The organism is Sulfuriferula plumbiphila, from assembly GCF_009938015.1.
GTDB classification, from domain to species: domain Bacteria; phylum Pseudomonadota; class Gammaproteobacteria; order Burkholderiales; family Sulfuriferulaceae; genus Sulfuriferula; species Sulfuriferula plumbiphila.
Map to the genome: position 1 here is coordinate 903,473 of NZ_AP021884.1, position 11,528 is coordinate 915,000.

The 11,528-nt window shown below is 58.2% G+C and carries 10 protein-coding genes, 1 tRNA gene and 1 pseudogene; 9 read left to right on the plus strand and 3 right to left on the minus strand.

All coding sequences use genetic code 11. From position 1 onward, the window contains the following. The first annotated feature begins 137 nt into the window (after nucleotides 1–137). The 3 genes from GZH91_RS04830 to GZH91_RS04840 all read left to right on the plus strand — a co-directional run bounded on the left by GZH91_RS04830 (nucleotide 138) and on the right by GZH91_RS04840 (nucleotide 2,601). Nucleotides 138–1,835, plus strand: coding sequence for a sensor domain-containing diguanylate cyclase (locus GZH91_RS04830; protein WP_161984172.1), 1,698 nt, complete (start codon nucleotides 138–140; stop codon nucleotides 1,833–1,835). 87 nt (nucleotides 1,836–1,922) lie between these two features. Beyond that, the gene (locus tag GZH91_RS04835; RefSeq protein ID WP_161984173.1) at nucleotides 1,923–2,180 is read left to right on the plus strand and encodes a hypothetical protein; all 258 of its coding nucleotides are present in this window, start codon (nucleotides 1,923–1,925) and stop codon (nucleotides 2,178–2,180) included. Beyond that, nucleotides 2,104–2,601 carry a PhnD/SsuA/transferrin family substrate-binding protein gene (locus GZH91_RS04840; RefSeq protein WP_161984174.1) on the plus strand — a complete coding sequence of 166 codons (498 nt, stop codon included), beginning with the start codon at nucleotides 2,104–2,106 and terminating at the stop codon, nucleotides 2,599–2,601. The genes GZH91_RS04835 and GZH91_RS04840 overlap by 77 nt, the downstream gene beginning before the upstream one ends. 59 nt (nucleotides 2,602–2,660) lie before the next feature. Here the strand turns inward: GZH91_RS04840 and GZH91_RS04845 are convergent. Further along, nucleotides 2,661–2,736: transfer RNA gene (locus GZH91_RS04845), tRNA-Arg, on the minus strand. Nucleotides 2,737–2,791: 55 nt separating this feature from the next. On the opposite strand from GZH91_RS04845, the gene GZH91_RS04850 reads away from it, so the two are divergent. The 5 genes from GZH91_RS04850 to GZH91_RS04870 all read left to right on the plus strand — a co-directional run bounded on the left by GZH91_RS04850 (nucleotide 2,792) and on the right by GZH91_RS04870 (nucleotide 8,724). Continuing rightward, nucleotides 2,792–3,982, plus strand: coding sequence for an MFS transporter (locus GZH91_RS04850; RefSeq protein ID WP_147071088.1), 1,191 nt, complete (start codon nucleotides 2,792–2,794; stop codon nucleotides 3,980–3,982). Next, a complete protein-coding gene (locus tag GZH91_RS04855; protein ID WP_147071086.1) occupies nucleotides 3,979–4,530 on the plus strand; it encodes a peroxiredoxin in 552 nt (183 codons plus the stop codon). The genes GZH91_RS04850 and GZH91_RS04855 overlap by 4 nt, the downstream gene beginning before the upstream one ends. A 109-nt stretch (nucleotides 4,531–4,639) precedes the next feature. Beyond that, entirely contained in the window at nucleotides 4,640–5,038 is a 399-nt protein-coding gene (locus GZH91_RS04860; RefSeq protein WP_147071084.1) for a TraR/DksA family transcriptional regulator, read from the plus strand. 20 nt (nucleotides 5,039–5,058) lie between these two features. Continuing rightward, complete coding sequence (polX, locus tag GZH91_RS04865) at nucleotides 5,059–6,783, plus strand: DNA polymerase/3'-5' exonuclease PolX (RefSeq protein WP_147071082.1); 1,725 nt, start codon at nucleotides 5,059–5,061, stop codon at nucleotides 6,781–6,783. Nucleotides 6,784–6,819: 36 nt separating this feature from the next. Then, on the plus strand, nucleotides 6,820–8,724 hold the full coding sequence (locus GZH91_RS04870; protein ID WP_147071080.1) for an ATP-binding cassette domain-containing protein: 1,905 nt from the start codon (nucleotides 6,820–6,822) through the stop codon (nucleotides 8,722–8,724). Nucleotides 8,725–8,824: 100 nt separating this feature from the next. Here GZH91_RS04870 and GZH91_RS17955 read toward each other — a convergent pair. After that, nucleotides 8,825–9,115: pseudogene (locus GZH91_RS17955) on the minus strand (transposase); the annotation flags it as partial. A 386-nt stretch (nucleotides 9,116–9,501) separates the two neighbouring features. On the opposite strand from GZH91_RS17955, the gene GZH91_RS04875 reads away from it, so the two are divergent. Further along, nucleotides 9,502–10,347 carry an acyl-ACP desaturase gene (locus GZH91_RS04875; RefSeq protein WP_147071075.1) on the plus strand — a complete coding sequence of 282 codons (846 nt, stop codon included), beginning with the start codon at nucleotides 9,502–9,504 and terminating at the stop codon, nucleotides 10,345–10,347. On the opposite strand, the gene GZH91_RS04880 is transcribed toward GZH91_RS04875, so the two are convergent. Beyond that, complete coding sequence (locus tag GZH91_RS04880; protein ID WP_147071073.1) at nucleotides 10,331–11,518, minus strand: iron-containing alcohol dehydrogenase; 1,188 nt, start codon at nucleotides 11,516–11,518, stop codon at nucleotides 10,331–10,333. The genes GZH91_RS04875 and GZH91_RS04880 overlap by 17 nt on opposite strands. Nucleotides 11,519–11,528 lie beyond the last annotated feature (10 nt).

An 11,528-nucleotide genomic window follows, 5' to 3' on the forward strand; every position in this document is an offset into this window, starting at 1 on the left:
CTGATTCTTGCTCATTAACGGTAGAGAGTGGGCATAATCTGCATGTAATGCTGGACTTATGAGTCCTGATTGAGCGGCACACAAAGATTGCGGCAGTGCGCGTATAAATACTCGACAAACATGACGAAATTTCAATATTGTTAAAAACCGCCTTAACGCCATTAATTTTGGCCAGAAAAATTCAAACATACAAAATGCGTATATTTCGCCCCTCACTCAGAACCATGCTGATTTTGGCGTTCATCGTTATTTCAGTAACACCTGTTGCAGTCATGACCATCTGGCTGTATTCGGGTATTCAGAGCCGAGTGATGAAAGAAGCCCATGACAAGAATCAATTATTGTCAGAAAACCTGGCAAATCCGGTTTATTTATACCTCAAGGCGGCGCAGAGAAATCTTAACCTGTTGGCAAATCTTCTGGAAAAATCCAGGAATCAGGCTGCCATAGCTGAAACGATTGCTTCCCAGACTTACTTCGAAAATATTGTGCTGGTTTCGCCGGAAGGAACGGCTCAGGGCTTTGATGGCGACAGGGTCAAGTCTGAATACATGCATTTTCTTCAAACCAACCCTGTCATTCAGTCCATGGTATCCAGACAAGTTGCCGGAAATTCAGGCATGGTTCTAAATCCATTGACCGAAAGGCCTTCCCTGTTTTTTCTGCATCCTGTTGGAAAAAATATGCTGGTCGGGTCGTTGAGGCTCGAGCCTATCGAGAGTCTGGCAGAGGCGATCCATTTTGGCAAACTGGGGCACTGTGCGATTACAGATCAGTTTGGAAATATTGTTCATCATCCCAACTCCAAGTGGGTCAGTAGCGTCAAAAACATATCAGGCTGGCCCATTGTGCAAACCGGCCTCCAGGGCAGGCGCGGCGTGATGACTTTTTACTCCCCTTTTATCAAGGCGGACATGATTGCCGGTTACGCTGCCGTACCTGAATTCAACTGGGTTATTTTGACACCTCAACCGCTGTCGGAATTGACCGCTGAGGCGAAGACCCTGATTAATGGAAGCTTATTATTCGGCGCATTGGGTTTGGTCATCTCCGTGTCGTTGGCGATATTTCTGGCGAACTGGATTACCCAGCCCATCAATGCACTGGCAGAGGGTGTCAAACGCATACGTAAAAATGATTATTCCGGGATATTCAGCCCGTTGGGAATGATAGCGCCACAGGAAATCGAGACACTGCGCAACCACAGTATCCACATGGTGGACAGTATCAGAGAGGCTGTGGCTGCACGTGATGAACTTAATCACCAACTGGAAAACAGAGTCAGGCAGGCAACGCAGGAACTGACTGATGCCAATAAAAAACTGAGCAAACATGCCCACATCGATGAGCTGACAAATCTGAAAAACCGGCGTGCCCTGTGGGCGCAATTGTCAGACCTCAACCAGTCAGATCCTGAATCGTATCTGCCGATGCAGGTCATGTTGTTTGACGTGGATCAATTCAAGCAGATAAATGACAGTTACGGCCACGATGTGGGAGATTACGTCCTGACTCGGGTTGCGCGCGAAATTGAGAACCACACCCGGGATAAAGATTTTGTGGTGCGATATGGCGGCGACGAATTTCTTGTTGTCATGCCGGGTTGCACACCCGGCAATGCGTATCGCCGTGCAGAAGCAATTCGGGCATCAATTATGTCGTCGCCACTTATTGTAAACGGCCATACCATCCAGGTTACATTGAGCATCGGGATTGCGGATCAGACATCAACAGACGCCGCCACTGACTTTTCAGAGATGCTCAAGGCCGCAGATAAAGCGATGTATCAATCCAAAGAAGGCGGCCGAAACCGTGTTTCTTTTAAAAAGATATGAATTCATGATGCCAAATCCAGCCAAATTAGAAACATAATAGGCTGAAATTATTATGAAAAAACAATGCTTGGCCTAAGAACAAGGCTGATGCTTGTCGTAGTCATCGGGCTGCTCATCGGGGTCAGCATTCTCGGATTCTTTAAATTACACCAGGACAGGCAGAATATTGACCAGGCTGCAAACAGCTCTGGTCAAGAGCGTATTGCGCTGATTGCAAAATCGCTCTCCAATTTACTGGCAGGCTACGATTACACCAACATGGAGTCACTTGCTGACAGTATTGTGTGCAGCACCGGATGTGCGGATACTCAGGATTATCAATCGGAATGGAAAAATCGTCGTTGAACGCACGAACAAAATTCTTGGCCAGGAAGGTCAGAGTCTGTCTTTTACGGCGCCTGTCATCTTTGGTACGGAAACAATTGGCAGCGCCAAAGCGGTTCTGCTGGGTGATTTTGATGGTGGCATCATGAAAGACACCATTTATGAGAAATTCGCACCGCAGGGTCTGCGCGTTGTGTATACCTCTCCATCCCTCGCTTCCTATGTTTTCGTGGTGAACGGTGAGCTTGATGCTGCAACGCAGACTAAATTGAAAGACGCGTTCATGGCGCTCAACCAGCCGACGCCTGAAGCTGTATCCATATTAAAAACGCTGGATCAGGGTTATGACGGTTTTCAGCCGTCAACCGACAAGGACTATGACCGAGAGCGCAAATTGATTGCGCGTGTCAAAAAAGAGAACATGCAAATGCAGTTCAGGTAATTAACCAGCCGCGCAGAAAAGGGAAAGGGGTTGGATAATTCATCCAACCCCTTTTTTGCTGGTGCCCCCGACACGAATCGAACGTGTGACCCTTCCCTTAGGAGGGGAATGCTCTATCCACTGAGCTACGGGGGCAGGGCTGCCATTCTAGCTTATTATATCGCTTCAAATAAGCTGCCAAGAGACTGCCATGCCCCTCCCGCGCCTGCCCCGCACCGTCATCGTCCTCAGCTTCGTGAGTTTTTTCAACGATCTGGCTTCGGAAATGGTGGTGCCGCTGATCCCCATTCTGCTGGCCACGGTGCTCGCGGCCGGGCCGGTGGCACTGGGGCTGATCGAGGGCGTGGCAGATGCGGTAGCGGCCTTGCTCAAGCTGTGGTCGGGGCGGCGCTCGGACCTGCTGGGCGGACGGCGCAAGGGGCTGGCGCTGGCGGGCTATGCGTTGTCCAACAGCGCCCGGCCATTGCTGGGAGTGGCCGGGAGTTGGCCGGTATTGCTCGCATTGCGCAGCCTGGATCGGGTAGGCAAGGGGCTGCGCAGCGCGCCGCGCGATGCGCTGGTGGCGGATGCCGCAGCGCCAGAAATCCGGGGCCTGGCATTTGGTTTTCACCGTGCGCTGGATAATGCCGGTGCGGTGGGCGGCAGCCTGATTGCGGCAGCGGTATTGGCGTGGTCGGGCATGTCGCTCACGCAGGTGATTCTATGGTCGGCAGTGCCGGGTACAATGGGGGTGTTGCTGATTGCGTTTGGCGTGGGCGAAAAACCGCGGCCTGCCATTGCCGCACCGCCCCCGGTGCTGCCGCCATTGCCCTGGTCGGTGCTGGCGGCGCCGCTGCAGCGCTATCTGCTGGTATTGATGCTGTTCACCTTCGCGCGTGCTTCCGAGACATTTATCGTGCTGCGCGGGCACGAACTGGGCATGAGCGTGGTCGAACTGCTGCTGCTGTGGGCGGCGCTGAATCTGGCCAAGGCGCTGACTTCCACACGCGGCGGGGTGCTGGCGGACAAGCTTGGCAAAGAGCCGCTGATATTGTTTGGCTGGGCCGCGTTTGGCGTGAGTTTTCTGCTGCTGGGGTGGGTGGCGCATAGTGTCTGGCTGTGGGTGGTAGCCATCATCTATGGCCTCACCACCGGTTTTGCCGAAGGCCCGGAGCGCGCGCTGATCAGCGACTTCGCCGGGGAGGAGACGCGCGGCACCGCGTTCGGCTGGTATCATCTGATGACCGGCGTGGCGGCGATTCCGGCGGGACTCGCGTTTGGTTTGATCTGGCAGTTGCAGTCTGCGGAATGGGCGTTCCGTTACGCCGGCGTGCTGGCGCTGGCCGCCGCGCTGTCGATGCATTTTTGGGCGTGGCCCGCAAAACTGAGAGGCAACTCATGAAGTTCATTATCCTGTTTATCGCCATGATCGCCGCGCTGGCTTTGATCTGGATGCGTTCGAGCCACGCCGCAGCCCTACCTCAGGCGGGGCAACCGGCGCCGGATTTCAGCCTGATCGACCAGAACGGCAAGCTGCAGAATCTGGCGGATTATCGCGGCAAGTGGCTGGTGCTGTATTTCTACCCCAAAGATGAAACCCCAGCATGCACCACAGAAGCGTGCGCGTTTCGTGACGATATTCTGAAAATCCGCAAGCTCGGTGCAGAAGTGGTCGGGGTGAGCATAGACGACGCCAGCCGCCACGCCGAATTCGCCAAAAAACACGGCCTGCCGTTCCCGCTGCTGGCAGACAAGGAGGGCGTGGTGGCAGCGCGTTACGGTTCGGTGATGAATCTGCTGGTAATGAAACTGGCCAAACGCAATACTTTCATCATCGACCCGCAGGGCAGGATTGCCAAGGTCTATGCCGGTGCCGACGCCGGCCGCAACTCCGAACAGGTGATTGCCGATCTGCCCAGGCTCGAGGCAGCGCGTGCGGATGCGCGTTGAGCCTTCCCTGACCTTCTCCATCGGCACTGCTGTCAACAAAATCCTGCAATCGCAAAGGTCAACTATATTTGAACCTGCAGGTATTGATTTATCTGACCTGGAGGCGAGTATGGATGAATTGACCGCGCAGCAAACCGCACAACTCGATCAGGCTTTGCTAGGCCGCTACCAAAGTCTGATGGACGAGGTGCAGGAGGAGATGGAACGCACCGGCAATATCCAGTACGTGGAGGTGATGGGACGCGCTCCCGGTGATATCGGAGATGCATCAGTGGCGGATGCAGTTGCTGATCTCAACCTGGCGATTGTGGATCGGCAAATCCACGAGATGCGTGATATCGAGGCAGCCAAACGGCGCATCAAGGCAGGCAGCTATGGCGTCTGCATGGACTGTGGCGCGGACATTGGCTTCGATCGGCTGATGGCCTATCCCACTGCCAAGCGCTGCATTGCCTGCCAACAACAGCACGAACGTATCTACGCGGGGCAGGCTCGTCCCAGTTTGTGATCACCGGAAAGGGCACGATCATGCCCATCCACAATGCCGATATTGCGGCAATCTTCGAAGAGATCGCTGATCTGCTCGAAATCGAGGGTGCCAACCCGTTCCGCATCCGCGCTTACCGCAACGCAGCGCGGGTGGTGGGCGAATACGGCCGCGAGTTGCGGGCGCTGCTGGAAAATGGTGGAGACCTGCCCAGGCTGCCCGGCATCGGTACGGATCTGGCCGGCAAGATCCGCGAGATCGTCACCACCGGCCATTGTGCGTTGCTCGAGCGCCTGCGCGGAGAGCTTCCCACCGGCGTGACCGCATTGCTCAAGATTCCCGGGCTCGGTCCCAAAAAAGTCAGCGCGCTGTATCACGACCTGGCGGTTGAAACGCCGGAACAGCTGTTACGTATGGCACGCGAAGGGCGCATCCGCCAGCTGCATGGCTTCGGTGAAAAAACCGAAGCCAGCATCCTGCATGCCATCGAAGCCTACGGCAGCAAGGCGCGCCGCTATCCACTGGCAGCGGCGGCGCAGCACGCTACGGCGCTGGTGGCCTACCTGCGCAGTGTGCCTGGCGTGCATCAGGTCACGCTGGCGGGCAGCTACCGGCGTCGCAAGGAAACCGTAGGCGACCTCGACATCCTGGTCAGCGCCGCCTCCGGGAGTCCGGTGATCCAGCGTTTCGTCGGCTACGACGAAGTGGCCGAAGCGTTGTCCGGCGGCACCACCCGCGCCAGCGTGACCCTGAAATGCGGCCTGCAAGTTGACCTGCGGCTGGTGGAGGACGCCAGCTACGGTGCGGCACTGGAATATTTCACTGGCAGCAGGCCACACACTATCGCGATCCGCACTCTGGCTCGGGAGCGCGGCCTGAAAGTCAACGAATACGGCGTGTTTCAGGGTGAGGCGCGCATCGCGGGCGAGACCGAGGAGTCGGTTTACGCCGCCGTGGGGCTGCCCTGGATCGCGCCCGAATTGCGCGAAGACCGTGGCGAAATCGAGGCGGCACGCGCCGGCCGGCTGCCGCGCCTGATCGAGCTGGCCGACCTCAGGGGGGATCTGCATGCGCACACTATGGCCAGCGACGGCCACGCCAGCCTGCACGCCATGGCGCTGGCGGCCCGGGCGCAGGGCCTGGAATACCTCGCCATCACCGACCACTGCGGCGCTCTGAAGATCGCCCACGGACTTGATCCGCAGCGCCTGCGCCGGCAGCTGGACGAAATCGACCGGCTCAATGCCGAACTCGCCGGCATCACCCTTCTCAAGGGCTGCGAGGTGGAGATTCTCGAGGACGGCAGCCTTGATTTGCCGGAGGGACTGGCTGGCCGGCTCGACATCGTCATTGGTGCGCTGCACAGTCACTTCGGTCTGCCGCGCGCAAAACAGACCAGACGCATTCTGCGCGCCATGGATCATCCCCGTTTCACCCTGCTTGCCCATCCCTTCGGCCGCCTCATCAATGAGCGCGAGCCGATCGAGGTGGACATGCAGCGCATTATCCGTCACGCCCATCTGCGCGGTTGCTGGCTGGAGCTCAACGCCCAGCCGCAGCGGCTTGACCTGCCGGACACCTGGTGCCGCATGGCCAAGGCCGAAGGCGCGCTGGTGGCGGTCAATTCCGACGCGCACGGCACGGCGGCTTTCGATGACCTGGCATTCGGTATCGGCCAGGCGCGGCGTGGCTGGCTGGCGCCGGGTGACGTGGTGAACACGCGCAACCTCGCCGACTTGAAGTCGCTGATCGCCGCCACCATGTAGAATGCCCGGTTTTCTCACAGTATTGTTCCCCGTCCCATGCCGCTGCTCACATTAGAAAATGCCTCCCTCGCTTTCGGCCACGTGCCACTGCTCGACCACGCCGACTGGGTCATCGAGCCCGGCGCCCATATTGGCCTGATTGGCCGCAATGGCGCGGGTAAATCCAGCCTGCTCAAAGTGCTGGCGGGCGATACCAAACCCGACGACGGTTGCGTGTGGCGCCAGCCCGGTCTCAAGCTCGCCTATGTGCCGCAGGAGCCGCAACTCGAACCCGACCACACCGTGTACGAAGCGGTGGCGGAGGGGCTGGGCGAGGTGAGCCAGTTGCTGCTGGATTATCACGAGGTCACCCACAAGATGGGCGAGCCGGATGCCGATTTCGAGGTGCTGATGGAGCACATGCAGACCCTGCAAAGCGCTTTGGAAGCCCGTGACGGCTGGAGTCTGCAGGCGCGGGTGGAGACGGTATTGACCAAGCTCAACCTGCCCGAAGACACCCTGGTCGGCACGCTCTCAGGCGGCCTGAAAAAGCGTGTGGCGCTGGCGCGTGCGCTGGTCACCGAGCCGGATTTGCTGCTGCTGGACGAGCCCACCAACCATCTCGATCTGGCTTCCATCGAATGGCTGGAAGAGCTGATCCGCAGCTACGCCGGCGGGGTCATCGTGATTACCCACGACCGGCGCTTTCTGGACAACGTGTCGCGCCAGATTGTCGAGCTGGATCGTGGCAGCTTGCGCACTTTTGAGGGTAATTTTTCCGATTACCAGCGCATCAAGGCCGAGCAACTGGCGATTGAATCGGTCGAGCAGGCCAAGTTCGACAAGGTGCTGGCGCAGGAAGAGGTGTGGCTGCGCCAGGGCGTGAAGGCGCGCCGCACCCGCAACGAAGGCCGCGTGCGCCGCCTCGAGCAGCTGCGCCGCGAGCGCAGCGAACGCCGCAATCATCTGGGGCAAGTCAACCTCAATGTGGACAGCGGCGAGAAATCCGGCAAGCGCGTGGCCGAGCTCGAGCACGTGACCAAAGCCTATGGCGGGCGCACGCTGATCCGCGATTTTTCCGGCGTGATCCAGCGCGGCGACAAGGTCGGCCTGATCGGCCCCAACGGCATCGGCAAGACCACGCTGACCAAGCTCATCCTCGGCGAAATCGAGCCGGATGCGGGTACGGTAAAACTGGGCACCAAGCTCTCGGTTGCCTACTTCGACCAGTTCCGCACCCAGCTCGATGAAGAAATGAGCGTCGCCGACACCATCAGCCAGGGCGGCGATTTCGTCGAAATCGGCGGCGAGCGCAAGCACGTCATCAGTTATCTGGAAGACTTCCTGTTTGCCCCGGCGCGTTCGCGCTCGCCGGTGAAATCGCTGTCCGGCGGTGAGCGCAACCGGCTGCTGCTGGCGCGCTTGTTTACCCGCCCGGCCAACGTGCTGGTGCTGGACGAGCCGACCAACGACCTCGACATCGACACCCTGGAATTGCTGGAAGAATTGTTGCAGGACTACCCCGGCACCGTGCTGCTGGTGTCCCACGATCGCACCTTCCTCGACAACGTGGTGACCCAGGTGATCGCCTTCGAGGGCGACGCTGTGCTGCGCGAATATGCGGGCGGCTACGACGACTGGCTGGCGCAACGCCCCAAGTCCGGTTCGGACAAGTCAGCCATAAAAGCCACGGCGCCGAGCAAACCGGAACCCGCCAGGCCCGCTGCTGCCAAATCAAAGCTGAGCTGGAAAGAGGCGCAGGAGCTGGCGGCTCTGCCAGACCGGATTCGCGCCCTGGAAGAGGAGCAAACCGGGATTGCTGCACGCCTGTCCGACGGCGCGCTATACAGCAGCCAGCCCGCCGAAGCCAAACGGCTGCAGGCGCGTTTTGCCGACATAGACGCGGCGCTGGAAGCGGCGCTGGCGCGTTGGGAGATGCTGGAAACCAGGCGGGCTGGGTGACGCATGAGCGCGGTGCTTTTTTGCGCGAAGAGACGAAATCCGTCCCGAATCGGAAATTTGCAATTGCTCCAATTTATTGAAACGTCAATAATTCATGACATCACCCAGGCGTAGCCTGCATCCAGCAAGCGGTAATGATCGAGGGGCGCTCTTGATCTGGTTGCGCGCGGTCATGGGCAATTCGCTCAGATTGTCGGGGCAGTGGCTGGCCGGGCGTGCCACACCCACAGGTACTCCACGGGATTCAGGTCCGGCGCGTACGGCGGCAGGAATGCGATCTGGATATGCCCGTGTCCAGGCTGTCCGGATCTTCGCGCACCAAGCGGTTGCGATGCGCCTTCAGGCCATCCCGGATGACTCGCAGGGGATGCTTCAAGTGGGCCTTGAGCGCAAGATGGGGCGATATCCATATATGGAGGAGAAGCCGATCCAAAGGCGACCGAGCTCGGCAATCCAGCCCATGTTCAGCCAAACAGGCTTTGACATTTACATGGTATGGGCCATTTCGTCTGCTGTGAATTTGGGCAGCTCAAAAGTCTGGAAGCCGGATTCTTTAGCGATGCAAGTTACTTTGATGTTGCACTGTGCTACTTGGCGAACGCTCGTGTCCCTGATGCCGATGCCGGACATGTGGCAAGCAATACATGCTTGCCCGGCGGATGTGTTATGTTCGTCCGGTGTCATTGACGGAATTTGTCACGCCTTTGTCGCAATGGCGCAACGGAATTGCGCTAATTTAACAACTTTGAATTCATAACTTTGACTGTCGGAGTACACATGCTTTACCCGGAAGTTTTTGGCACGCTGGAAAAACTGCGCTGGAACATGGCCAAGGATGTGCCCTGGAATCGCTTTGATCCGGCACTGCTGAACGATGAGCAGGCCACCACCATCAAGATGAACGCGATTACCGAATGGTCGGCGCTGCCTGCTACGGAAATGTTTTTGCGCGATAACCGCCATGACAGCGATTTTTCGGCATTCATGTCAGTGTGGTTTTACGAGGAACAGAAGCATGCGCTGGTGTTGATGGAATACCTGCGCCGCTACCGCCCGGACATGGCGCCTACCGAAGAAGAATTGCATCAGGTACGCTTCGAATTCGACCCGGCACCGCCGCTGGACACGCTCATGCTGCACTTCTGTGGCGAAATGCGCCTGACCCAGTGGTACCGCCGGGCTGCCCAGTGGCACACCGAACCGGTGATCAGGCATATCTACGGCCTGCTCTCGGGCGATGAGGCGCGTCACGGCGGGGTCTATTTTCGTTACATGCAGCAGGCGATCGAACGTCAAGGTGACGAGGCGCGTGCCGCTTTTGCCAAAGTCGGCGTGCTGATGACCAGTTCCGGGCGCAGCAGCAAGCCACTGCACCCGACCAATCTGCACGTCAGCGCCGAATTTTTCCCGCAGGACACCATCCAGAGCCGCCTGCCCGATCCGGACTGGCTGGAACACTGGCTGGATAAGCAAATCCAGTTCGATACCAGCTGGGAAGCCAAGGTGGTCAACACCATCCTGATCAAGCTGTCCAATCTGTTCGGTCAGTCTTTCGAGGGTGTCAAGGATCTGAACCGCTACCGCAAACAGTTCACCCAGCCTGCCGCTATAGCCGCATCCTGAGTATGGCTTCGATCTTGGCGTCAGTCAGTAGCACCGGATTGGTCTTCATGCTGCTGCCCCGGCTGTTGGCCGCGATACGCGGCAGATCATCCGCGCTGACGCCATAGTGACCAAGGCGTGGCAGGTGCATTTCCTCGGTCCAGCGATCCAGTGTGTCAATCAACACTGCGTGCGCGGCCAGGTCGTCCAGCGTTTCATCCCTGCCCAGCAGGCGGCCAAGTTGGGCGTACTTACGCAGCGCGGTACCGTCTGATGCGTGCTGCTTCAATGACTGCAAATTGATTTGCGTCGCTGCGGCGGCCAGGGTACCGCAAGCCACGCCGTGCGGAATCGGAAAAAACGCACCCAGCGGTGCTGCCAGTCCATGTACCGAGCCCAACCCAATCTGCGCCAGGGTAATGCCCGATAGGAGTGCGGCATAAGCCATGCCGGTGCGCGCATTCGTGGTGGCGGCACCCTGCCGATACCATGCCAAAAGGCTGTCACGCGTTACGCGCAGGCCATCCAGCGCAAGCGCATCGGTAAATGGATTGGCCTTGCTGGAAACAAACGACTCCAATAGCTGAGTCAGCGCATCCATGCCATTTGCGGCAATCACCGGAGCCGGGCAGGATGCGAGCAGATCGGGATCAACCACCGCATACTCCGCTATCAAACTTGCATCGCGGAATGATTTTTTGAAGCCATTCGCACCATGCAGGCTCAACACGGCATTTTTGGTGGTCTCGGAGCCTGTACCTGCCGTAGTCGGCACCGCAATAAAGGGGGTGGCCGGGCCCGTATAAGGCAACTCTGGTCCCACGCCTTCCAGGTGATCCATGACGGAGTTGCCCGGTCGCAGCAAACCGGCGATGGCCTTCGCCGCATCCAGTGCGCAGCCACCACCAATGCCGATTACCACGTCGATTTCACAATTCCGCAAGCGTGCAACCGCCGCATCAACCAGATGCGGCGAAGGTTCGGTTTCCACCTGCAATTCCAGCCAGGTTATCCCCTGTGCCGCAAAATCGCTCAGGAGCGTTGCCCAGATGCGGGGATCACGGATGGCGGTGCGGCCAGTGACAAGCAACGCATGCCTGCCATGGCGGGCAGCCAATTCAGGAAGCTGCTGCACCGCACCCGGTCCGAACAGGATGCGCGGTAAACGCGAAATATTGAATGCATTCATCATTTGAACTGAC